The 23,094-nt window shown below is 57.1% G+C and carries 21 protein-coding genes and 3 pseudogenes; 8 read left to right on the top strand and 16 right to left on the bottom strand.

The window, feature by feature from the left end:
- Nucleotides 1-7: 7 nt before the first annotated feature.
- A pseudogene (locus CUN63_RS03850) lies at nucleotides 8-247 on the bottom strand (helix-turn-helix domain-containing protein); the annotation flags it as partial.
- A 645-nt stretch (nucleotides 248-892) separates the two neighbouring features.
- Between CUN63_RS03850 and CUN63_RS03845 the strand changes: the two are divergent.
- A complete protein-coding gene (locus tag CUN63_RS03845) occupies nucleotides 893-2,266 on the top strand; it encodes a transposase (RefSeq protein ID WP_129437326.1) in 1,374 nt (457 codons plus the stop codon).
- A 202-nt stretch (nucleotides 2,267-2,468) separates the two neighbouring features.
- Here CUN63_RS03845 and CUN63_RS03840 read toward each other — a convergent pair.
- The 9 genes and pseudogenes from CUN63_RS03840 to CUN63_RS03800 all read right to left on the bottom strand — a co-directional run.
- Nucleotides 2,469-3,445: pseudogene (locus tag CUN63_RS03840) on the bottom strand (IS66 family transposase); the annotation flags it as partial.
- Nucleotides 3,446-3,744: 299 nt separating this feature from the next.
- Nucleotides 3,745-6,717 (bottom strand): annotated as a pseudogene (locus CUN63_RS03835) (transporter substrate-binding domain-containing protein); the annotation flags it as partial.
- Nucleotides 6,718-6,725: 8 nt separating this feature from the next.
- Nucleotides 6,726-7,352 (bottom strand): response regulator transcription factor, encoded by a 627-nt coding sequence (locus CUN63_RS03830; protein ID WP_046049241.1) that lies wholly within the window; start codon nucleotides 7,350-7,352, stop codon nucleotides 6,726-6,728.
- A 253-nt stretch (nucleotides 7,353-7,605) separates the two neighbouring features.
- Nucleotides 7,606-7,998: a response regulator gene (locus CUN63_RS03825; RefSeq protein ID WP_129437324.1), complete on the bottom strand. Its 393-nt coding sequence runs from the start codon at nucleotides 7,996-7,998 to the stop codon at nucleotides 7,606-7,608.
- Between the two features lie 186 nt (nucleotides 7,999-8,184).
- Nucleotides 8,185-9,513, bottom strand: coding sequence for a deoxyguanosinetriphosphate triphosphohydrolase (locus tag CUN63_RS03820; protein WP_129437322.1), 1,329 nt, complete (start codon nucleotides 9,511-9,513; stop codon nucleotides 8,185-8,187).
- 69 nt (nucleotides 9,514-9,582) lie between these two features.
- Nucleotides 9,583-10,746 carry an EAL domain-containing protein gene (locus CUN63_RS03815; protein WP_129437320.1) on the bottom strand — a complete coding sequence of 388 codons (1,164 nt, stop codon included), beginning with the start codon at nucleotides 10,744-10,746 and terminating at the stop codon, nucleotides 9,583-9,585.
- Nucleotides 10,747-10,869: 123 nt separating this feature from the next.
- Nucleotides 10,870-11,211 (bottom strand): hypothetical protein, encoded by a 342-nt coding sequence (locus CUN63_RS03810; RefSeq protein ID WP_046054409.1) that lies wholly within the window; start codon nucleotides 11,209-11,211, stop codon nucleotides 10,870-10,872.
- Nucleotides 11,208-11,597, bottom strand: a complete 390-nt coding sequence (locus CUN63_RS03805; protein WP_008145878.1) for a phage holin family protein — start codon at nucleotides 11,595-11,597, stop codon at nucleotides 11,208-11,210. The genes CUN63_RS03810 and CUN63_RS03805 overlap by 4 nt, the downstream gene beginning before the upstream one ends.
- A 1-nt stretch (nucleotide 11,598) precedes the next feature.
- On the bottom strand, nucleotides 11,599-11,913 hold the full coding sequence (locus CUN63_RS03800) for a YqjD family protein (RefSeq protein ID WP_046049174.1): 315 nt from the start codon (nucleotides 11,911-11,913) through the stop codon (nucleotides 11,599-11,601).
- A 306-nt stretch (nucleotides 11,914-12,219) separates the two neighbouring features.
- On the opposite strand from CUN63_RS03800, the gene CUN63_RS03795 reads away from it, so the two are divergent.
- Nucleotides 12,220-13,428, top strand: coding sequence for an ammonium transporter (locus CUN63_RS03795; protein ID WP_129437318.1), 1,209 nt, complete (start codon nucleotides 12,220-12,222; stop codon nucleotides 13,426-13,428).
- Here CUN63_RS03795 and CUN63_RS03790 read toward each other — a convergent pair.
- Complete coding sequence (locus CUN63_RS03790; RefSeq protein WP_129437316.1) at nucleotides 13,425-15,137, bottom strand: monovalent cation:proton antiporter-2 (CPA2) family protein; 1,713 nt, start codon at nucleotides 15,135-15,137, stop codon at nucleotides 13,425-13,427. The two genes, CUN63_RS03795 and CUN63_RS03790, sit on opposite strands and share 4 nt — an antisense overlap.
- 208 nt (nucleotides 15,138-15,345) lie before the next feature.
- On the opposite strand from CUN63_RS03790, the gene CUN63_RS03785 reads away from it, so the two are divergent.
- From CUN63_RS03785 to CUN63_RS03775, 3 genes are all read left to right on the top strand, one after another.
- Nucleotides 15,346-15,582 carry a glutaredoxin family protein gene (locus CUN63_RS03785; protein ID WP_111452360.1) on the top strand — a complete coding sequence of 79 codons (237 nt, stop codon included), beginning with the start codon at nucleotides 15,346-15,348 and terminating at the stop codon, nucleotides 15,580-15,582.
- Nucleotides 15,583-15,751: 169 nt separating this feature from the next.
- Nucleotides 15,752-16,069, top strand: coding sequence for a hypothetical protein (locus CUN63_RS03780; RefSeq protein ID WP_046049178.1), 318 nt, complete (start codon nucleotides 15,752-15,754; stop codon nucleotides 16,067-16,069).
- Nucleotides 16,070-16,139: 70 nt separating this feature from the next.
- Entirely contained in the window at nucleotides 16,140-17,030 is an 891-nt protein-coding gene (locus CUN63_RS03775) for a pseudouridine synthase (RefSeq protein ID WP_129437314.1), read from the top strand.
- Nucleotides 17,031-17,253: 223 nt separating this feature from the next.
- Here CUN63_RS03775 and CUN63_RS03770 read toward each other — a convergent pair whose 3' ends face one another.
- Nucleotides 17,254-17,475 (bottom strand): YgdI/YgdR family lipoprotein, encoded by a 222-nt coding sequence (locus CUN63_RS03770; RefSeq protein WP_129437312.1) that lies wholly within the window; start codon nucleotides 17,473-17,475, stop codon nucleotides 17,254-17,256.
- A gap of 76 nt (nucleotides 17,476-17,551) precedes the next feature.
- On the bottom strand, nucleotides 17,552-18,154 hold the full coding sequence (gene mobA / locus CUN63_RS03765; RefSeq protein WP_129437310.1) for a molybdenum cofactor guanylyltransferase MobA: 603 nt from the start codon (nucleotides 18,152-18,154) through the stop codon (nucleotides 17,552-17,554).
- Nucleotides 18,155-18,235: 81 nt separating this feature from the next.
- On the opposite strand from mobA, the gene moaB reads away from it, so the two are divergent.
- Both moaB and glp read left to right on the top strand, forming a co-directional pair.
- The gene (gene moaB, locus CUN63_RS03760; protein WP_129437308.1) at nucleotides 18,236-18,775 is read left to right on the top strand and encodes a molybdenum cofactor biosynthesis protein B; all 540 of its coding nucleotides are present in this window, start codon (nucleotides 18,236-18,238) and stop codon (nucleotides 18,773-18,775) included.
- A complete protein-coding gene (gene glp / locus CUN63_RS03755; protein ID WP_129437306.1) occupies nucleotides 18,759-19,985 on the top strand; it encodes a gephyrin-like molybdotransferase Glp in 1,227 nt (408 codons plus the stop codon). The genes moaB and glp overlap by 17 nt, the downstream gene beginning before the upstream one ends.
- A 53-nt stretch (nucleotides 19,986-20,038) precedes the next feature.
- On the opposite strand, the gene CUN63_RS03750 is transcribed toward glp, so the two are convergent.
- Entirely contained in the window at nucleotides 20,039-20,347 is a 309-nt protein-coding gene (locus CUN63_RS03750) for a hypothetical protein (RefSeq protein WP_129437304.1), read from the bottom strand.
- A gap of 229 nt (nucleotides 20,348-20,576) precedes the next feature.
- Between CUN63_RS03750 and yegS the strand changes: the two genes are divergently transcribed.
- On the top strand, nucleotides 20,577-21,494 hold the full coding sequence (gene yegS, locus CUN63_RS03745) for a lipid kinase YegS (protein WP_129437302.1): 918 nt from the start codon (nucleotides 20,577-20,579) through the stop codon (nucleotides 21,492-21,494).
- On the opposite strand, the gene CUN63_RS03740 is transcribed toward yegS, so the two are convergent.
- Together CUN63_RS03740 and CUN63_RS03735 are read right to left on the bottom strand one after the other, a co-directional pair.
- Nucleotides 21,478-22,137, bottom strand: coding sequence for a response regulator transcription factor (locus CUN63_RS03740; protein ID WP_129437300.1), 660 nt, complete (start codon nucleotides 22,135-22,137; stop codon nucleotides 21,478-21,480). The two genes, yegS and CUN63_RS03740, sit on opposite strands and share 17 nt — an antisense overlap.
- The gene (locus CUN63_RS03735) at nucleotides 22,134-23,027 is read right to left on the bottom strand and encodes a sensor histidine kinase (protein WP_129445055.1); all 894 of its coding nucleotides are present in this window, start codon (nucleotides 23,025-23,027) and stop codon (nucleotides 22,134-22,136) included. Before CUN63_RS03735 ends, CUN63_RS03740 begins: the two co-directional genes overlap by 4 nt.
- Nucleotides 23,028-23,094 lie beyond the last annotated feature (67 nt).

The following is a 23,094-nucleotide window of genomic DNA, read 5'->3' as shown; positions in this document are numbered from 1 at the left end:
AGCGTTAGCGTTCACTGCCCCGCAACAGCTTGCGCTTGGGGCGGCAGGGGCGACGACGAACCCGCATAGAGTGCTGAGCAGTGTGGGCTGAGTAACTGCCGCAACGCTCCCCATTACGCCTCAACTCCCGGCTGATGGTTGAGGGCGAGCGCTTGATCAAGAGGGCAATCCTGCGCAGGCTGAAGCCTTGGACGTGACCGAGTTGGATGGTTACGCGCTCTTCGACGCTAAGTTCGTGATAGGACATAGGGGCAACACCGTACCGGAAAGGTCAGGTGTTGCACTCAGTTTCCGCGGCCGCCCTTTTGATAGCCAAAAACCTCGTTAAAAATCTCTCCAAAAACGCTGTTAGGCCAATGTCTAACGACTCGCGTACCGAGGGGCGGCGATGGTGCTCTCGACCATTAGACGAAGCTCCCGGCGCTTGGAAGAACAGCCGAATATTCTCCTCGAATAACGGGTGTGGGTGCCACACTGAAACCGCATCGTAATCGGGCTGATTCCAGAAGATGCTCAGCGGACGCATTAGGTCTTCCACAACTGGCTTGTAATGATAGGTGATCGCAGATTCGTCCAATTTCAAGCGATATCTCATTTCGTCCGCACCACTCAACTTCTGGCAGAAACGCAGTAAAAAAATCCGGATTCGACTCCACCGAAAGCTATAGCTAGCTGATTTTTTTAGATACCCTATGAGGTACTTCCAAAACCCAAATTCCAATCCCTCAAAAACCGCGACGTCATGGCCTACGACTGTCCGTCTGTCTATGGAGACGAACCCGACTGATCCGATGCATTGAGTGGCCGCTTCTGGCCGATTCTGTTGAAAAAGTAGCTCCCCTATCTGGCCTGCGGCAAAATATCTGCATTGGCCAGCAGGGAAGCACGCAGCATGATGGGACAGTTATCGAGTGGGCAGGATCGGCTGTTTTACTCGTTCAACCTTGAAGATCACATTCCAGCCAATCACCTTCTGCGCAGCATTGATCGGTGTCTCGATCTGAGCGACCTGCGCCATTACCTCGCCGATTTCTATAGCCCGATTGGGCGTCCGTCGATTGATCCTGAACTGATGATTCGCATGCTGATCGTGGGCTATTGCTACGGCATTCGCTCTGAGCGGCGGTTGTGCGAAGAGGCCCATTTTAACCTGGCGTATCGCTGGTTCTGCCGGTTAAGCCTTGAAGATGAAGTCCCCAATCACTCGACCTTTTCCAAAAATAGACACGGCCGTTTTCGGGACAGCGATCTCTTTCGCTGGCTGTTCAATGAAGTGCTGCGTCGTTGCATGGACGCAGGCTTGGTCAAAGGTGAAGGCTTTGCCGTGGACGCCAGCATCATCAAAGCGGATGCCAGCCGGCAGCGCGGTGTACCGGGTGATGAACAGGTCAATTGGAGCGATCCGGCCCTGAGCACCCGCGCCGTGCGTGAGTATCTTGAAGCCCTCGATGAAGAGGCTCTGGCCGAAACGCTGCCGAAGCGCCTATCACTGACTGATCCTCAAGCCCGCTGGACCGCAGCTCCAGGTGGCCCAGCGTTCTATGCTTACTCCACGAATTATCTGATCGATACCGAGCACGGCGTGATCATGGATGTGGAACCCACACCGGCTCATCGAACCGCAGAAGTCGAGAGCACCAAGACGATGATCGATCGGGTCGAAGCGCAGTTCGACATCAAGCCGGAACGCCTCATTGGCGACACCGCTTACGGTACCGCGCCGATGCTGGCCTGGATGGTGGAGGAAAAAGACATCGAGCCGCATGTGCCGGTGTGGGACAAAACTGAGCGCAAGAACGACAGCTTTTCGAGTAACGATTTCCACTGGAATGAAGAGGCCGAGGAATATCGCTGCCCGGCCGGCAACCCATTGCGCAGCGAATGGCGAGCCTTCAAAAACGAGCGTTCGCGCGTCACAAAAGCCAACACCATCATCTTCCGATCCAGACAGACCGACTGCGCGACATGTCCGATGAAAGCCAAGTGCTGCCCGAACACTTCGATTCGCAAGATCGCTCGCAGCGTCCATGAAGCCGCTCGCGATGTGGCTCGGCGCATTGCAGCAACGCCGGCATATCAGCGCTCTCGCCACGAACGTAAAAAGGTCGAAATGTTGTTTGCCCACCTCAAGCGCATCCTGAAATTGGATCGCCTGCGGCTACGTGGCATGAGTGGCGCGACGGATGAATTCACGCTGGCCGCTGCGGTGCAGAACCTGCGACGGCTGGCCAAATTTTCATCTCAAGGGCCACCAGTCACGGGATAGGTGCGCCTGCACCAAGCAAAAAACCTCAAATTAACCCAATAACAGAGCAGCAAAGGTCACCGAAGGGCCGAAAAACCACTCAATGTGGTGAGTAGTGTTGGCGCCGACGCCAAATGGCCCACGTGCTGACGCAAGACTGACCCACCTCCAATCTGCCCAAATTCAGCAAAGGCAATGTTTTGCAAGGAATAGACTGGGTCAGTGACATATCGGCAACTGGATCAATTCGGCGTCGGCGCCAACACTTGTAGCCACCAAAATCTTCGCACACCAGTTTGCCTTTCCAGTCTTGCAGGAAGTTGCGCGCATGCTCGCCCGAACGGCTTGGGCTGAAGTCGTACACCACTGCGCTGACATCGGCTGATGCGGTGGTCGCGTAGGCCCAAACGTAGCCATGATGGGTTTTCTTCGCGCCAGGCATGAGCACCTGTACCGGCGTTTCATCGGCGTGCACCACGCCATGGGTGAGCACCACTTCGCGCAGGGCATCAACCAGCGGTTGCAACTGCACACCGCAGGTGCCGACCTCGAGCGCGGGATGGCAAAGCCAGCCCGGCCAAAGATCGTTTCCTGGCGGTACAGCGGCAAATGATCACCGTATTTGGCGACCATCACTTGAGCCAGCATCCCGGCGGTGGGGATGCCTTTGTCGATGATCTGCGCGGGGACGGGTGCCTGGATCAGCGTTTCGCAGTCATCACAAACCCATTTGCCACGGACATGGCGCTCGACGGTAAATACGCCTGGCGTGTAGTCCAGCTTCTCGCTGACGTCCTCACCGATGCGCTTGAGCGCGCAACCACATGAGCAGTGAGTGTTGTCTGGTTCGTTATGGATCAACATGCGCGGAAACTCTGCCGGCAATGCCGCGCGCTTAGGCTTTTGCTTTTTCTCAGGCGGCGTTGGAGCCGTTTGCAAGGCTTGAAGCTCAGCTTCAATCGCGGCGATATCGGTATCGATCAGGTCATCGAGCAGGCTGGCCTGCTCTGGCTTCAGTTGCTCGCTGCGCTTGGCAAACTTGAAACGCTTGAGCTGCGCGATCTCGTGGGTCAGCTTCTCGATAACCGTTTGGTCGCGGTTGATCTTCTTGCCCAGGGTCTCGACTTGCGACAGCAACTGCGCCGCGAGGGCGCGCAGTTGGTCGGAGGACATTTGGTCGAGATCGGGAGAAAAAGTCATGCCTTGGCTTTTACCAAAGCAGGTCGCTTGCAGCAGTAGACCAAGGCGCCAATTTCAGCTTTTTAAAGCAGTGTGATCGCACCGCCACTGCCCATGCGTTGCCATGGTAAACCCAACATCAAGGCCTGAAGTTGCTCGGTATTCAACTCGAGTTCAGGGCCTTGGCGAATGCAGCTTCAGGGCCTCCGATTCCGGTGCCGGCTGCCGAAGTAGGGACCGATTGTGACAGCGAGTCCCTCCTTTCAAGTTTCGCATTTTATTTTCTGGTGATTCCGTTTGACTGTCTGCTGAATGCCTACGCCCAGAAACTCCAGTTGCTGGCACATGAGCAAGCGATTGGCGGGGTGATCGTCGACCACCAAAACATTCAACGGGGGTGTCGTGGTGTGGATTTGCGCTTCAACAGTCTCTGGCTTCTGCTCGAGCGGCAGTGTTGCCAGATGCAACGACACCTCGACTTGAGTGCCGACACCCGGCTGGCTGCTCAATTGCAGGCTGCCGCCCATCATTTCGCACAGGCTGCGGCTGATCACCAGCCCAAGCCCCGCACCGCCTCTGGCTGACTGCCCGGAGTGATCAGCCTGAGCAAAAGGTTCGAACAACCGCCGCTGATCCTGTTCACTGATCCCTATGCCGCTGTCGTGAACCTGCAACAGCATCCGGACCCGCTCAGGCTCGGCGGTTGGGTGCAGGTCGACGATGATCCTGATTTGGCCGCGCTCCGTAAATTTGATGGCGTTGCTCACCAGGTTGGACAGCACCTGCTTGAAGCGCATCGGGTCCAACAGGACATCAAACCCTGGATTGGCAGGGCGAAATTCCAGCTGCAGCCGCAGGCTTTTCTGGCGCGCCAGTCCATCGAAGACCCGCACCACCGAGGCCACGATTTCACTTGGATTGACCCGTTCAGGGCTCAGGCTCAGCCGTCCGGATTCAATCCGTGCAATGTCGAGAATGTCCCCGATCAGCTCCAGCAGGTCCTTGGCCGAGTTGTACGCCACATCGATGGCCGAGCGATCCGGGTGCGTATGATCGATGCGTTTCAGCGTGAGTTCGAGCATGCCGATGACCGCATTCATCGGGGTGCGGATCTCATGGCTCATGGTCGCCAGAAACGTGGTTTTGGCACGGTTGGCTTCATCGGCGCGTTCTTTGGCATAGCGCAGATCATCGAACAGTTGCCGCCGTTCGCTGATGTCGATCCAGCCGCCGATGATGCCTTGTACTTCACCGCTCGAATCACGGTAGGGAAGAATCCAGTGGTAAATCGTCAGCCTGCGGCCGCCGATGTGCAGCGCGCGATCGAGAATCAGCGGTATGCCCTCGGCCACGACGCGCTGGTAATCGGCCTGATACTCCCGGGCTTCGAACGCATTGCTCATATTGCCTTGCATGACGCCTTTGCCGATGACGTCTTCACGTCTCGCGCAGAAGGCTTCCAGGTAACTGTCGTTGCAGCTTTGCAGCAGCCCCTGGCGATCGCGCACGTAGATGGGATGAGGCGTCCCGTTGACCAGTGAGCGCATGAATTCGAGTTGATCGTTCAATGCACGCTCGGCTGCCTGACGCTGCTTTATCTGGCGACGCATGTAAGCGTTCCAGGCAACGGAAATCAGCAGCAGCACCCCGGCACCGATAACGATTTGGTAGAACAGTCGGTGATAGTTGCGCCAGGTACTTTGCGAGGACGCCGAATAGCCGCGCCAGCGGCTGTTGATGATGCCCAGTTCTTCCGGCGCAATGCTCAGCAGTGCCTTGTTGAGGATGGCGTTCAGTTCTTTGGCATCTCGGCCTGTGGCCAGGGAAAACGCAGCCTGCCGGGTACCGATGGTGGTACTGATTTGAAGGGTGTGCTCGAAGAGCTGCGATGAGATGAAGTAGTTGGCAATCACTAGTGAATTCACCGCACCTTCTGCCTTGCCCTCGGCCAGCAACTCCACGGCGCTGAACGTGTCCGGGGTTTCAATCAGCCTGATCCGCGGGAACTCGCTGCGCAGGTAATCCACCAGGGGATTGCCTTGGGCGATTGCCAGGCGTTTGTCCTGCAATTGCGCAAGGCTTGTCGGGCTGTCGGCGGCTTTGCGAGTCAACAGGACAAAAGAGTTTTGCAGGTAGGGGCGGGTGAAGTTCAGCGTCGATTCACGTTGGGCGCTGGGGAGCAGGGCGGCGATCAAGTCGGCCTTATTGTCCCTGATCTGCTCGATCATCTCGTCATCACTGCGGCTGCGACGGACGTCGAAGCGCAAACCGGTGCGCAATCTGATCAGCTCGAGCAAGTCGGCGGTAACCCCACGAAAGTTGCCATCACTGTCGAAAAACGTCAGCGGCGCAAAAGCCTCATTGACCACCACACGCACTACCGGGTGTTGTGCCAGCCAGCGTTCCTCATTGTGGGTGAGCTGCAGTTTTTGATCGGTGAGCAGCATGTCACTGCCGGCACTCCAGCGTTTGGAGATGTTGTCTCGTTCGCTGGTGGGAATGGCCATGAGCATTGCGTTGATGATCCCGAGCAGTTGCGGGTTGTCCTTGTGCACGGCAAAGCTGAAACCGTGGGCTTCGTGTTTGCCGAAGTTGGCCATGCGGATGTTGTTCAGATACCCCTTGTTGATCATGTAATGGGTGGAAATGGTGTCACCCAGAAAAACGTCAGCCTGGTCGAAGGCAACGGCATTGATCGCATTCTGGTAGGACGGAAAGGACGTGATGATCGCCCTCGGATACATTTCCTTGACCTCCTCCAGCGGCAAATAGTGATACACCATGCTCAGGCGCAGACCGGCCAGGCCATCGGTCAAGGATCTGGTTTCACCTTCGCGTGTCACCAGAACCGGCTGGTCTACGGCGTAGGGGGTGGAAAGTACGATGTCAGCGTTGTGAGCTTCGAATCCATTGGCGGTCCCCAGCAAATCGATCTCGCCGTTTTCGAGTGCCTCTATAGCGGCCTCCCGGGACGAAAATCTCAGAACCTTGATTGGCAAACCGGTTGTTTTACCGAGGATGCCCGCGTAATCGGCGGTAAAACCTTCGTAGTCGTGACCACTGATGGTCAGGTCGAAAGGGGGGTAGTCCGGGGCTGACGTGCCCAGGATCAGTTCCCGTTTATTCTCAATCCATTGTCGTTGTGATTTATCCAGTTGGACTTCCTGGTGTCCGGCCATCGAGCGACTCATCAGGGTGTAGTTCTCGCTGACGGTCTGCGCAGCGGCCACTGAGGCGGTGAGGCATAATCCTGCGGCCATGAGTGTCAGATAATCCTTTATACGACTGGGCATCCTGTTTCTCACACTAACGCGTTGCGTTTTGCCATATCGATGAGTTCAACCAGGGATTTGGCTTTGAGTTTCTGCATGAGGCGTTTTTTATAAGTGCTGACAGTCTTGTTGCTCAGAAACATGCCTTTGGCAATTTCCTTGTTGGTGCGGCCTTGGGCAAAGAGTTGCAATACCATCAGTTCCCGGTCATTGACTGACTTGAACAGTTCCAGGTCGGCGAAACGTGCGTCATCACAGCGAACAGGATTCAAGGCCTGACTTGGGAAATAGTTGTAACCTGACAGTACGGCCTTTATAGCACTGACCAGTTCACTCAGGTCTTCCTGTTTACACACATATCCTGATGCGCCGGATTGCATGCAACGAATACCGAAAAGTGTCGGGCACTGTGCTGTTAATACCAATGTTTTCAGGCGGGTACTCATTGCGTTGAAACGGGCGAGAACTTCCAGCCCATCCAGCTTGGGAATGCTGATGTCGAGAATGACGAGGTCAGGCATGCATTCGCGAACCATCTGCATGGCGTCGACCCCATTATCAGTTTCGCCGACGACTTTGTAACCTTCATGTTCAAGCAACATTCTGACGGCAAGGCGGATGACCGGGTGATCGTCGACAATAAAAACGGAGTTCATAATCAAATCCCATACGAGCTCTAATAAAGCGCGCACCTTAGCTCAGATAGTTGAGGCGACGCATGAGCTGACGGACCTGCAGCGGCAATATAGGAATAATCCTACAGCTGAAGAAGAATGGGACTACGTATCAACTAGGTTTTTTATGAGGAAGGGTGAAGAGTGTTGATGGTTAGTCGAGAGTTTTGAAGTATTTAATTGTAAGTTGTGAGTTGTATTCAGGCTGATTTTTTAGTGCGTTTGGTATGGGTTTTTACAATGAGGTTAAGGTCAATAGGTTTCTAAATTCGGATTGTTTCAGCGGTTTGATCAAGTACCCTAATAATGGCAGTCCGTGTTCGTTGGCCTTTTTTTCAAGTTTATCCAGTTCGGCGGATGTCAGACTACTTAACAGTATTGCCTGTCTAATCATCCCCCGGTGGCTGGCGAATTCGACCAGATCAAGCCCGCAGAGGTCGGGCAGACATTGATCGCACAAAAGAATATCAAACGGTTGCACAGCCTTGAGCATTTGTTGCAAGGCGCCATCGGCGCTGTCGGTGGTGGTCAGTTGGGTGAAACCGTAACTCTCAAGCAGGTATTGAGTCGCCCGGAGTTGGAAGGGATGATCTTCCACCAGCAAGATGCGCAGATCGTCTTTGAACATAGGATTATTCACGCTTCTTCTGTCGAACTGAAGGAAGCGAGATTATTTCGCGACGTTACCGAATAATCGATCAGTTAGCTCAGCACATGTTGTAGGGGGATTCGGCGAACGTTGAGTGCACTTGGTGGGGTTTGAGAGGCAAATCAACCATTGCAGGCGGTGTAATGGCTGATCACCCGGGTCTCATCAGCGGCTCGAACGACCGGTCATCTCCAGCGCCATTTCGCTTGCATAGCTGTCGGTCATGCCGGCGATGAAGTCAATCATCCGTAGAAACGAGGCGTGCAATGAGCCGTGAGGATCGGGCGCATTGTTACCCAACAGGTCGAGGACTCGGCGACTCTTGAAAGACGGCGTTCGACCGTTATGCTGTTCCAGTGCAGCACCGCAGAAGGCGTTGAGCAGGATTTCCAGGGTGGTGTAGGCGCCGATTTCATGCAGGGTCTTGCGCTTGTCCTGGAAGATTTTTTTCCGCGCCATGTCCTTGGCATTCAAGACGCAACGCTTGGCAGGGCCGTGCATGTGCTCCACCAGATCACCGGGCAGCGTGCCTGCCAGCAACGCGTCCTGTTGCTCGACAAAGGCCCGTGCTGCGGCGTTGGTCAGGTGTTCAATGGCTTTGCCTCGCAGGATCGCCAGTTTGCGCCGGCGCGAATCCAGTGGACCAAGCTGGCGATAGGTTTCCGGCAGATCGTCACCCACAAGGTCCAGCAACAGGGACTCGACTTCAGCGTACTCCAGCAACTCCATTTCCAGACCGTCTTCCAGATCGATCAGCGCGTAGCAGATGTCATCGGCAGCCTCCATCAGATACACGAGCGGATGGCGCGCCCAACGCTGTTCCTCGAGTTGCGGCAGGCCGAGTTTATGGGCGATTTGTTCCAGAAGCGGTAATTCGCTCTGATAGCAGCCGAACTTGTGTTTCTTGTAGCCCAGTGAATCCGCGTGTTTTGCCGTCCATGGGTACTTCAGATAAGTACCCAGAGTGGCGTAAGTCAGCCGGGTGCCGCCGTCGAACTGGTGATACTCCAGCTGGGTGAGTACCCGGAAGCCTTGGGCATTGCCTTCGAAATTGAGGAAGTCATTGCGTTCGACTTCGCTCATTGCATCCAGCCAGCCACGGCCGGCGGCTTGCTGGAACCAGTGGCGAATCGCGTCTTCGCCGGAGTGGCCGAAGGGCGGATTGCCGATGTCATGGGCCAGGCAAGCCGATTGCACCACCATGCCCAGGTCGCTGGGCTCGCACCAGTCAGGCAGGGCGTTGCGGATGGTTTCGCCGACGCGCATGCCCAGCGAACGCCCGACGCAGCTGACTTCCAGCGAGTGGGTCAGGCGCGTGTGGATATGATCGTTGCTGGTGACCGGATGGACCTGGGTCTTACGCCCGAGGCGGCGAAACGCGCCCGAGAAAATGATCCGGTCGTGGTCTTTATGGAAAGGGCTGCGACCGAGTTCTTCCGGGCTGTGCAGAGGCTTTCCGAGGCGTTCGCGGGTAAGCAGTGTTTGCCAATCCAAGGCTGGTTCTCTCCGTCAGGTGACTGATTGCTTAAGCTTCCGGGTTCGCGTCCGGACCTGCAAGCGGAACTACAGCCCGACGGCGTCGATATCGATGAGCAGCAGTCGCTCGCCGTGGTCGAAAAATTGCCCGGCGGTGAGGCAATACTGGTTGCTGGTGGCATCGCGGTAAGTATTGGAGAGCGTCAGTCTTCGCTCATCCCAACCCTCTGCCAGCAGGTGATAGAAGTAGGGGCGCCATGACCAGTTGTGGCCTAGGTAGCGATTGTCGGCCTCCCAGCCGTTGTTGCGCCATTCAAGGTTGGGCGTCAGTTGCGTGCCGTGGCGGTCGCATTGGTAGAAGCGCAGCAGCCAGGGAAATGCATCCAGTTGTGGCAAGGCACTGAGCGGCGCGCGGGCCTGAGCCCATGCTTGCAGGATGGTCATCAGCTCGCTGAGTTGCTGGCGCATGATCATCAGGCGACCGCGCTCATCCAGCTTCTGCTGAACATAGCGCTGACGCAGTTGCGCGAAGCGCTCGACAAAGGCGTCCGAGGCAAAGAAACCGGCTTGCGCCCGGGCGAACAGAAAACCCTGAACGTAGCGCGAACCGCACTCCAGGGCAAAACTCAGTTGAGCTTCGGTTTCCACCCCTTCGGCGATGATCCAGCAACCGGTTTTCTCCGCCATTTGCGCCAGAGCCTTGACCACGTCGCTGCTCGGTCCACCTAACGCAGCGGCCTGGAACAAGCGCATGTCGAGTTTGAGAATGTCCGGTTGCAGCGCGAGTACGCGATCAAGCTGAGAGTATCCGGCACCGAAATCATCGATGGCGATCCTCGCGCCGGCCTGTCGGTAGCGTGCCACGACTTCGGTCAGGCGCTGAATATCGCCTCCCAGTTCGGTGATCTCGAAGACAATGCGTTGTGGATCGACGTTGTGCCTGCTCAATTGCTCGAGGCTCGGTAGAGCCTGGTCCTGCCGCAAGCGGTTGATCCAGCGTGGCGATATGTTCAGGCTCAGAAACCAGTCCGAGGGCGCTTCATGCAGGCGGCTTAGCGCGTTATCGCGGATCTGGCGATCCAGACGACGCAGCGCGATGGCGGGCGTTCGCGGGTCGGCGAACAGCGGCCCCACCGAGGTCAGTTGACCGTCGGCCTGCAGCAATCTTCCCAGTGCCTCGACACCAGCGATACGGCCGGTGGCGGTATCGATGAATGGCTGAAAACAGGCGAGCGGTTGCCCGTCGATCACGAGGCCTCCTTGGTCTGGTCTTGTTATTGGATAAAACCTGTTCACCGGTCAGGCACGCAGGATTGAACCCCTCGATAAAGAGGTTCAATCCCGATGTTGCAAGAATGCAGCCAGATAACGGCCTTAGTGGTTACGCGAAGAGCCTTGCATGACCAGCTTGATCAATGGCCCCAGCGTGGCGCCCAGACGTACCAGTCGAGTGAGGCTGCTGACGCCACCGCTCTTGGCGCCCTTACCCGTCAGAAAGCCCAGCAAAGTGACGGCTGCCACGCCCCAGAGTGGAGCGTGCTTGATGCCGAAGCCATCTTGCAGGTTTTGCGTCATCCCGCGCACACGCTGCAAGGGTTGCAGCAGTTGCGCGGATTCGTGGCGGATTTCCTGGCGATGCATTTCCATGCGCAGGCGGATCAGCGCCTTGCGCATTTCGGTGCGCGAGCTGTTGTGAGGCAGTTCTGGCAGGCTCATGGCAGCAGACGCTCCCGATCGTTGGCCAACTCTTCCAGGGTGCCGTGGAAGGGCGACGATTCATCGAAAATCGCCGCTCTCAAGCGCATCGCACAGAAAATGGCCGCAAGTGTGTAGAAAACACAGAGCCCGATGATTGCCGCCAGACGGTAGGTGTCCCAAAACAGGATCAACACCAGCGTCGACAACCCCACCAGCAACAGCAAGGCAAAAACCAGCGCCAGGCCTGCGAATAGCAACAGGCTTACCGTGCGGGCTTTTTGTTCCTGCAATTCGATGCCGAACAGTTCGACATGGCTGTGCAGCAGTCCAAGAAACGCGGCACCCAGGCGCCGCGGTGAGGAGCTTGGGCCCGTCGCGGACGAGCCGGATTCGCCGATCGCCATATCAGCGCCGAGTGGCCAGCAAGCCAAGCAGGAAACCCACGCCGGCCGCGATCCCGACCGATTGCCATGGGTTGGCCTGGACATAATCTTCGGTGGCGGTAACGGCGGCTTTGCTGCGTTCGCGCAGGGAGTCTTCGGTCAATTTCAAGGTTTCGCGCGCACGCAGCAGACTGTCGTGGATTTGCTCGCGCAACTCATCAGCCTGATCGCCGGCCAACGTTGCGGTGTGTTCCAGCAAGCGTTCGGTGTCGCTGACCAGCGTCTGAAAATCGTTCATCAGGATTTCTTGAGCAGTCTTTGCCTTGATACTGGCCATGGGTGGATCTCCGTAAGTGGCTTCTGAAGCGTTCGAGTATGAGCCTTGCGCGAAGGTTCAGTACAAATGACTGGTACAACTTTTGCTACGTCGTGGTGCGTCTGCCTGCGCCGTTGCGCTGTTGCTGGGCAGGATTCGAGCAAAACCTTATCTCAAATAATGAAAACTCGCGCAAAGGTTCCAACCTTGTGCGCCAAAGTGGCTCATCGGGATCAATCTGCCGATCCCGGCAAGGTGCAACTTGGTGCATGAATTGTCTGCGCGAACTGCTTTGGTGCTTTTTTAGCCTTCAGGTCTGCCAACCCCATGGAAAATCTGCAAAGCGCTGTGGACAGTCTGGTCCATAGCTCAAATACGTTGTTCATTCTGATCGGCGCGGTCATGGTGCTGGCGATGCACGCCGGTTTCGCCTTTCTTGAAGTCGGCACGGTTCGACAAAAGAACCAGGTCAATGCCTTGTCGAAGATTCTCAGCGACTTCGCCATTTCGACTCTGGCCTACTTCTTTATAGGCTATTGGATTTCCTATGGGGTGACCTTCATGCAACCGGCGGCGGTGATCAATGCTGATCATGGCTATGGGCTGGTGAAGTTTTTCTTCCTGCTGACGTTTGCTGCGGCGATACCCGCGATCATTTCCGGAGGCATCGCCGAGCGTGCCCGGTTCGTCCCGCAGTTGTGCGCGACGGCACTGATCGTGGCGTTCATCTATCCGTTCTTCGAGGGCATGATCTGGAACGGCAACTTTGGCCTGCAAGCCTGGTTGCTGGAGCACTTTGGCGCCAGCTTCCATGATTTCGCCGGCTCGGTGGTGGTCCACGCCATGGGCGGTTGGCTGGCTCTGGCGGCGGTGTTGTTGCTCGGGCCGCGCAATGGTCGTTATCGCGAAGGGCGACTGGTGGCGTTCGCGCCCTCGAGCATTCCCTTTTTGGCGCTGGGGTCGTGGATCCTGATCGTTGGCTGGTTCGGTTTCAACGTGATGAGCGCGCAAACCTTGCAAGGTGTCAGCGGACTGGTGGCGGTGAACTCGTTGATGGCCATGGTCGGCGGTACCGTGGCGGCGCTGATCGTCGGGCGCAATGACCCGGGCTTTCTGCATAACGGCCCGCTGGCCGGGCTGGTGGCGATCTGCGCCGGTTCCGATCTGATGCACCCGGTGGGTGCGCTGATCACTGGCGTCATCGCCGGCGCATTGTTTGTCTGGTGCTTCACTGCGGCTCAAGTCAAATGGCGCATCGACGATGTGTTGGGGGTTTGGCCGTTGCATGGTTTGTGTGGCGTCTGGGGCGGAATCGCCTGCGGCATTTTCGGCCAAAACGCGTTGGGTGGGCTGGGCGGCGTGAGTCTGATCAGCCAGTTGATCGGCACTGCGTTGGGGGTGGTTGTGGCGCTGGCTGGTGGCTTTGCCGTGTATGGCGCGATCAAGGCGTTCCATGGCTTGCGCCTGAGTCAGGAAGAAGAGTATTACGGCGCGGACTTGTCGGTGCACAAGATTGGCGCTGTGAGCCAGGACTAGGTCTCTTCGTCGTCAGCGCCTGGATAGAAACCGTGCAGCAGACGATAGCGGTCGTGCCGAATCTGGTCGGCCCGCTCCTGTACCTGATGCGCGGGTAATCCCAGCATGATCAGCGCGTGGGAGGCGAGCATCAGGCTCGACTCCAGCAGTTCGGGCACGACTTCGCTGGCGCCGGCTGCCTTCAACTCGGCCAGCTGGCTGTCGTCGCGTGTGCGCACCAGAATAGGCACTGTCGCGTTGAGTCGCCGCGCTTCCTTGAGGATCAGTAAAGCGATGTCGGCCTGATCCACGGCGATCACCAACAGTCTGGCGCGCTCCAGCCCTATCGCGACCAGCAGTTCACCGCGGCGTGAGTCGCCATAATGCACACAGGTTTCACCCACGGCGGCTTCGTGGACACGCACCGGATCAGTATCCAGTGCGATATAGGGTTGCTGCGCATTGCGTAGTGCGCGTCCGATTGACTGACCTACACGACCATAGCCACAGATCACTACATGGTTATGCAAGTCGGCGTTGAGTGCGCTGATTTCCTCGAGTTTCGCTTCTTCATTGGGCTTGCGGTGCAGGCGCGTGGCGACGTGGGGCGCGGCGCGCAGCAGCAACGGCGTGACCAGCATCGAACAGAAGGTCGCCGCCAGCAGCAGACCGCCAAAATCCGCGGGCATCAGTTTGTTCTGCTGCATCTGTGCCATCAGCGCAAAGCAGAACTCGCCGCCCTGAGCCAATGCCAGGCCGCTGCGCCAGGCGGTTTCGCCATCGCTGCCGCGCCATTTGACCAGCAGCGCAACGACGCTGCCCTTGAGCAGCAACAAGCCCAGGGTCAGGCCGAGAATCAGCAGGCCGTGGTTGGCGAACAACTGCAAGTCGATCAGCATGCCGATACTGACGAAGAACAACCCGAGCAGGATGTCGCGAAACGGGCGGATGTCGGCCTCGATCTGATGCCGGTAGTGGCTTTCCCCCAGCAGCATGCCAGCGAGAAACGCACCCAGAGCAGGCGAGAGACCGAGCAGGTGAGTCAGCCACGCCGTCAGCAGAACAATCACCAGCGCCAGTAGCACGAACAGTTCCGGGGAACGGGCAGCCGCCACTTCATGGAACAGCCGCGGCAGCAACCAGTGACTGGCCAGCAGCAGACCGACGAACAACACGACGGTTTTACCCAGCGTCAGTGGCAGCGCCCAATACCAGGCCTGATCGCTGCTGCCAGCGAACACGGGCACCAGGGTCAGCAGCAATACCGCGACGACGTCCTGGAACAGCAACACGGCAATGGCATTCTGGCCGTGACTGCTGAAAATCTCGCCGAGACTGCTCAACTCTTTACTGACAATGGCCGTGGAAGACAGCGACAGGCCGGCGCCGAGTAACAACGCAGGCGTGATCGGCATGCCGAGCAGCATCAGCAAACCACCTAGCAGCATCCCGGAGCACAGCACTTGCAGACTGCCAAGGCCAAACACCACTCGGCGCAACACGAGCATTTTCGACAGGGAAAACTCCAGCCCGAGGGAGAACAGCAGAAACACCACGCCCAACTCGGCGAGGTCCGGCAACTCTTCGCTTTCATTCACCCAGTTGAATGCAGTTGGCCCGACGATCAGCCCCACGCACAAGTAGCCCAGCACCGGTGGCAATCGCAGGCGCTGGAACAGTGCAATCACCACCAGGGAGGAGGCGAGGATGATCAACAGGTTAGCGAACACAAAAAACTCCGGTGATGGACGCTGGCAATTCAAGCGTAGAGGCAAATAATCCGTGAGCATCGCGCAAAGGATATGGAAGGCGACTGATGTGCGTCAGCGTATTGCCGCGACCCGTTGCCGTTATGGCTCAAGGGTAGAGCATTCAATGGCTCGACGGCTTTTCGGGGCGGGCCTAGAATGATGACTTAATTTTTTCGGTAGAGCGCTCATGCTTCCTGAATGTCAGCTGTTCGGCACCCTTGGGTGTCATCTCTGTGAAGTGGCAGAAGCCATGCTGATGGAATTTGTCGAGCGCGGTCTGCTGGTGGAACTGGTGGATATCGCGGACGATGAAACATGGTTCGAAGCTTACAGTCTGCGTATTCCGGTATTACGGCGGGTCGATACTGGCGCGGAGCTGGGCTGGCCGTTCAGTGCCGATCAGGTAGTGGCGTTCCTGCGTTAAGCCGTTGTCGCGGATGGCGATGTTCCGCCTGTCGAACTTTGCGATGGACCCCCTTGGCTTTACCGGCACTGATCGGATACTGTATGCGTATACAGTTATTCGTGATGCCTGCCTTGCACCCCTGGTTTTCGGGTTTGGGCAGGCGGTCCGGGCGTGAGAGGGATGAATTGTGGTCAATGTCGAACAATTGAAGAACAGCGTGAACCGGATGTCGGCGGACGTGGTGCGCGAGGCTGTCCTCGAATTGCGTCTGGATGGCCTGGTGACAGAAGGAAAAACCCCCTTCAATAAACTGCATTTCAATACCTGTTTCGCCGAAATCGAAGCCTTGTTCCAGCGTGCGGGCTATCACCGGCAGCTGGATGTCGTGGGCTATCAGGGTTTGTTGTATGCGCTTTATGACCCTGGTCGCTGGGAGGCAGTCGATGTGCTGCGCTGGCTCAAGGAGTTCACCGAAGCGGCAGCGCGCGCGCAGATACCGGCTTGAGGTTCTCTTCTAGGTTCGTTCCGGCCGCTGTTGGATAATGCCGCCCTGTATTGAGGGTTAGAACTTTCGTATGTCCACTTCATCTTTTTCTGCTGCACACAACCAGGCCAGCACGCTCTACTTGCCGCCTGGTCCGTGGCAGACCGTGCTCGATTGTCTGTGCGAACACTTCAGCGCCATCGGTCGTGAACAATGGCTGGACAGAATCGCTCGCGGTCGTGTCCTCGACGGCCACGGCATGCCGATCGCCCTTGATCTGCCTTACAAGGAAGGCTTGCGGATTCATTATTTTCGTGAGGTGCCGGACGAAAAGCCGATCCCGGTGATCGAGTCGATTCTGTACGCGGATGAGCATCTGGTCGTGGCGGACAAGCCACATTTTCTGCCAGTGACTCCCGCGGGTGAATACGTGGAGCAGACCCTGTTGCGACGGCTTATCCGTCGACTCGATAACCCGCATCTGGTGCCTTTGCATCGCATTGACCGGCACACAGCGGGGCTGGTGCTGTTTTCCGCCAACCCTCAGAGCCGTTCTGCCTATCAGTCGTTGTTTCCTACGCGGCAGATCGAAAAGCGCTACGAGGCAATTGCCCGAGCGTTGCCTGAACGCTCTTTTCCATTGGTCCATAAGAGTCGCCTCATCGATGGCGAGCCTTTCTTCCGCATGCAGGAAGGTCCGGGCGTCAGCAATACCGAAACGGCTGTCGAAGTCAGGGAGAAGAACGGTGATCTCTGGCGTTATGCGCTTTACCCGGTGACGGGCAAGAAGCATCAGTTACGGGTGCACATGACAGCCTTGGGCGCCAGCATCTGCAACGACCCGTTTTATCCGCACGTACTCAAGGATGTTGAGGATGACTATGCCAATCCTTTGAAACTGCTCGCTCAGGGATTACGGTTTTTGGACCCGGTCACCGGCCAGGAAAGAGCATTCGAAAGCACCATCACCCTGCAGTGGTGATCACGAAGTTCAGTGAGTTTGCTGATCTTCAGCCACGAAAAAGCCCGCATAAAGCGCAATGCTGTTCACTTAAGCCGCTGACCGAAGGTTTTTGCTTTTCGGTGCTGCGGCGAAGTCCAAGAAAAACGGCGCTTTCCCATTTCGGGGTAAGCGCCGGTTTCCCTTAAGTGAACAGCATTGCGCATAAAGCGGGCTTTTCCATATCCGGTTATCACCGCAAAAATTACAGCTCTTTAACGGTACGAACCTGATCCTTGTTGATGCGGGTCTGCTTGCCATCCAGTTGTTCGAATTCGTAGAAACCCGAATCTTTATCGAACTTTGGCGCGTCGACAGCCTGGATTTCTCGACCGTCATTCAAGGTGATCACTGTAGGCGATGCGCAACCGGCGAGGGTAGCGAGGCCCAGTGCGAGCATGAAAGTAGCGAGGGGCCGTTGAGTCATGAGTGTGTCTCCGAATATGAATTCTTTTGGTTACGGAGCTTGAGACGTGTACAGCACGCGCAAGTTCCTTCTCCTGTCAGTCTGACACAGTGTAGTGGACACTCAACAGTTCTGGTGTGTTGAGGTTGGCCAGGCGTGGGTCATTGTCGGGGCATTGCAGGGCATTAGCGCCCAGTTTGCGCATGAGACGACCCGGGCTGCGTTCGCCGTCGTTCCAGGCACTGTCGAAATCCGCCGAGAGTGCTACGGGGATTATGCACAGCAGAGGTTCCCAATGTTCGCCATGGCGCAGCATCAGCGGTTGATCCGGGTGCCGGCTGGCGGCGTCGCGCATGCTATTGAGCAGCGCGGCATCGATGCGCGGTACGTCACAAGGCAGCACCAGCAAATGCGCATGGCGGGCGGCCTTCAGGCCTGCGCGAATACCGGCCAGGGGGCCAGGGAAGTCGCCTTCATCGTCATGAACCAGCTGGTCGGCGTAGGGCGCGTACTTATCCAGGTTTCTGTTGCAGGAGATGATCAGGTCATCGCTCAATGAACGGGTCTTGCGGTGCAAGTGGGCAATCAGTGGCTCACCTTGCCATTCCAGCAGTCCTTTGTCCTGACCGCCCATGCGTTGGCCACGACCACCTGCCAGGAGCAGAATGGAACAGGGCGGCAAATGTGTATTCGAGGTCATGGCAGGTCTCCATGGGGGCGGCGAAAAAATGAAGCGCTGTGATATAACACCGGGCTGTTTCTCCTACAACTGGATGAGCCTATGAAAGCCAAGGCTGATGTACCTTTCGCACCGCTCAACATCGCGGTGCTGACGGTCAGCGATACCCGTACCCTGGAAACCGATACCTCAGGCCAGGTCTTCGTCGACCGGTTGAGCGCTGCCGGTCATAACCTGGCGGCCCGGGTTCTGCTCAAAGATGATCTCTACAAAATTCGTGCGCAAGTCGCCAACTGGATTGCCGACGATGTCGTGCAGGTGGTGCTGATCACTGGCGGTACCGGTTTCACTGGACGCGACAGCACTCCGGAAGCGGTGAGTTGCCTGCTGGATAAACAGGTCGACGGTTTTGGTGAGCTGTTCAGGCAGATATCGGTAGCGGATATCGGCACCTCTACTGTTCAGTCCCGTGCTCTGGCCGGCCTGGCCAATAGCACGCTGGTCTGCTGCTTGCCGGGTTCGACCAATGCCGTGCGCACCGGTTGGGATGGCATTCTTGCCGAGCAGCTGGATTCGCGTCACCGTCCGTGCAATTTCGTGGCTCATCTCAAACAGGCGGCACCCTGTGAATCCCGCGGGTAAGCCAGGCAAGACTGGCAGTCTGATGGCTGTCGAGGTGGCACTGGCACGCTTGCTGGCAATGGCCGAAGCCTCACCGATTCGTGAGCGTGAACGCTTGCCATTGGCGCAGGTTCAGGGCCGGGTGCTGGCCGATGACCTGGTCTCGACGCTTGATCTACCACCTTGGCCCAACAGTGCCATGGACGGCTATGCCTTGCGCGTGGCCGACTGGACTGGAGAGCCACTGGTGGTCAGCCAGAAGATTTTTGCCGGTCAGGCTCCGGAGCCGTTGAGGCCTGGCACCTGTGCACGAATCTTCACCGGTGCACCAGTGCCCGCTGGTGCAGATTGCGTCGAGATGCAGGAAAACACCGAGGTTCAGGCGGACGAGCGAGTACGTTTCACCGAAACCATGGCCCCAGGACAAAACATTCGTCCTCAAGGCCAGGAAGCTACTGTTGGTGAATTGATTCTGTCAGCCGGCACGCGCCTCGGGGCGATCGAACAGGGCTTGGCTGCATCGCTGGGATGCGCAGAGCTGGACGTGATTCGCAAGGTTCGCGTTGCTGTTCTGTCCACCGGGGATGAACTGATTGATCCAGGTCAGGCTCTGGGGCCGGGACAGATCTACAACAGCAATCGAGTGTTGCTGTGCAGTTGGTTGCAGCGCCTGGGATGTGAGGTGATCGATGCCGGAATTCTTCCGGATGATTTAGCGACCACCCGCACTCGCCTTGGTGAATTGAAAGATGTCGATCTGATCCTTTCGACCGGTGGTGTCTCGGTGGGAGAGGCTGACTTTCTGGGCATTGCCTTGCGGGAAGAGGGCGAGTTGACGTTGTGGAAACTCGCCATCAAACCTGGCAAACCGCTGACATTCGGACATTTTCGCGGCGTACCTGTGATTGGTTTGCCTGGCAATCCGGCTTCAACGCTGGTGACCTTTGCTTTGTTGGCAAGGCCCTATCTCTTGCGCCGACAGGGTGTAAAAGAGGTTGAACCCCTGAAGTTTCAGGTGCCTGCAGGGTTTGCATGGCCAAAAGCAGGTAATCGGCGCGAGTACTTGCGTGGACGTCTGGAGAATGGCCGGGCAATCATCTACAGGAATCAGAGTTCGGGTGTACTGCGTAGCGCCGCCTGGGCTGATGGTCTGGTTGAGGTGCTGGAGGACCGCACGTTGATCGAAGGTGACTGCGTAAGCTTTATCCCGCTGAGTGAAGTCCTGAGCTGACTCTTGCCGCAAACCCGGTTGGTCGAACCGGGTTTTGCGTTCATGGCTAACCCTTAATGAGCCAGGAGTGTCACGACCTGGTCAAAACGGCTATTGGCGATCCAGGCCAGAAGCCCGATGACCACGGTTGTTCCGCCAGCCGAATAGGCAAGCCTGTGTTTGATGGATTTGACGTCACCACGGACTTCATCCATGTCTCGTCGGATGTATTTGAGGTGTGTCTCCAATTCAACGACGCGAGGTTCCATATCAACTTCTCCAGTGGGTTTTGCGCTGATTTTTAATTCAGCTTGATGATTGACGCGTTTTTCTGCGAGCGGTACGACCGGAATGACCGGTGACCTGATCTCATGGCTTTGCATGGCACGTCCCTGTGTAGTTCCTGCTTATGTTTGATAACCGCAGGCGCCAAGGTGTACCAATCGCATGGGTCGGTCAATTGAGCCGATTCCTCACGTCTTGTAAGAAAAAATCCCGCCTTGTAGGACGCCATAGGGCTCGACTTCAAATAATTCAAATTCTTGCGACTTTTATGGGGCGAGATGAGGTCAACATCTCCCATACGGAATTCAATCATGGGAGTGACAACTAATGAGCGAACGCAAGGCGCTGTTGATTCTGCATGGCAAGCAAGCGCTCAACGAGGAGGTTCGGTCTGCCGTTGCGGACAAGCGCAAACAGGGTTGGGAGCTGGCCGTTCGAGTGACCTGGGAAGCGGGCGACGCACAGCGTCTGGTAGATGAAGCGCTGGCGGCAGGCTACACGCAGATCATCGCCGGTGGCGGTGACGGTACCTTGCGCGATATTGCCGAAGCCATGGCTGCGCATTCGACTGAGGCCAGCCTGGTACTGATGCCGTTGGGGACCGCCAATGATTTTGCGCGTGCCGCTGGCGTGCCTCTGGAGCCCGCGCAGGCGCTGGAACTTCTCGACGCTGCGCCGAGCGCCATTGATCTGGGGGAGGTCGGTGGGCAGGTGTTCCTGAATATGGCCACGGGCGGTTTTGGCAGTCAGGTCACGGCAAACACCTCGGAGGACTTGAAAAAAGTCCTCGGGGGCGCGGCTTACCTGTTCACCGGTTTATCGCGCTTCAGTGAGTTGCATGCAGCCTATGGCGAGTTGCAGGGGCCTGATTTCCAGTGGAGTGGCGAGCTGTTGGCATTGGGCATCGGCAATGGTCGGCAGGCCGGTGGTGGACATGTGTTGTGTCCAGAAGCGCTGGCTGACGACGGTCTGCTGGACATCAGTATTCTGCCTGCGCCGCAGGAAGTCGTCGGCATCTTGAAAACCTTGCTCGCCGATGGCTTCGGCATCGACAACATGTTTGTGCGAGTCAGGTTGCCATGGGTCGAAATCAAGGTCTCGGAAGGCCTCTACATCAACCTCGATGGCGAACCTCTGGAAGGTGACAATTTGCGTTTCTCGATACGTCCTGCGGCACTGCGCGTGCATTTACCTGAAAACTCGCCGCTGCTGGGGTCATCGCAGTTGATCAATCATCCAGGCTGATGATCTGCTCGCGAACGGCGAACAGCACCAGGCCCGCCACATCGTAGATCTGCAAGCGCTTCATGATCTGCGAGCGGTGGGTTTCAACGGTCTTGATGCTGAGGCCCAGGCCATTGGCGATCTCCCGGGTGGATTTTCCGCGAACGATCAGCCGAAGGATTTCCAGCTGACGCGCTGTCAGGTTGTGCGAGTCGGCAGGTTCCGGCTGGTTTTTCTGAGTTCGGGTTAGCGCCTGGTTGATGACGGTGTGGGCGATGGCCGGGCTCAGGTAGCGTTCGTTGTTACGCAAGGCATCCAGGGCATGTTCGAGCTCGGTAGCCGTGGTGTCCTTGAGCAGATAGCCATGTGCACCGGATTCCAGTGCCTGCATGATGAGTGCTGGATCGGTGTGCATCGACAGGATCAGCACCTTGCTCTGCGGGCGTACTCGCTTGAGTCGCTGCAATGCGTCAAGGCCACTGGTTTCCTTCATGGAAATATCCAGCAGGACGATGTCCGGGGACAACTGTTCGGCTATCTCGAGCAGCTGCGAGCCGTCATTGGCCTCACCGATTACCGCGTAGCCGGGAATATCCAGCACCAGAGCGCGCACGCCTGCCCTGATAAGCGAGTGGTCATCCACCAGAAGTAAGTTACAAGTCAACGCATAACCTTATTCGTACTAGCCCGTTCGAGTGCACGAGGCGCCCAGGGGAAGAGTGCTTCGATTTGAGTGCCTTTGCCCGGCTCGCTGGTCACGCTCAGTGTGCCTCCCAGCTGATTGATCCGTTCCGACATCCCCGCCATTCCACGTTGCCCCTCACGACCTGGATCGGTCGCTGGCGCGAATCCCTGGCCATCATCACTGATCAATAGTGTCAGGCCCTGTGGCTGACGTTGCAGGCGGACCAACAGATTTTTCGCTTCGGCATGGCGCAATATATTGGTCACCGCTTCCTGGGTGATTCGAAAGGCGGCCAGCGTCATTTCCTCCGGTATACCGGCCAAACGCTGATGGCATTCCAGGCTCCAGTGCACCGGCGTGTTGGCCAGCGTCTTGAGTAAATGCGCCCGCAGACTGGCTTCCAGCCCGAGACTGGTCAGCTGCCTCGGATTGAGAATGGCCGATACGTCTCGCACTTTGGCCAGGGTTTCTTCCAGCGTATCGCAGAGCACCGAACACTGGCCCTGAAGTTCTTCGGGCATTCGGCGTTTGAGCCAGTCGCTTTGAAGTTTTGCCGCGGTCAGCAATTGGCCGATATCGTCATGCAGTTCCCGACTGAGCCGGCGCCGTTCGTTTTCCTGTACCTCCAACAACCGGTCAGCCAACTCCTGGGGTTGAAACTTTATCGACGTGCGCGAAAGACAGTACTGCACCCCGACGCAGGTCAATGCCGCAATATTGAGTACCAGCAGACTCAGGGGCAGGGGAGTGGACTGGCTATAAATCAGCAGGCAGCCAAGCGCCGAGCAGGTACACAACACAAGCGTGACCAGGCGCGCGTTTTTTCGGGAGGGTGGCTTTAGGGTGATCGACTTGAGGCTGGCGTACATAGCGGATGGAGCCAATGGATGTTCGCTGCGGGAAGACCGGGCATCGTGGATGACGGGTCTCTGTCTG

The sequence above is a fragment of the Pseudomonas sp. ACM7 genome (assembly GCF_004136015.1).
GTDB classification, from domain to species: Bacteria; Pseudomonadota; Gammaproteobacteria; order Pseudomonadales; family Pseudomonadaceae; genus Aquipseudomonas; species Aquipseudomonas frigoris.
Note: the sequence above shows the minus strand (reverse complement) of the source record. Positions and strands in the feature narration are given on the sequence as shown.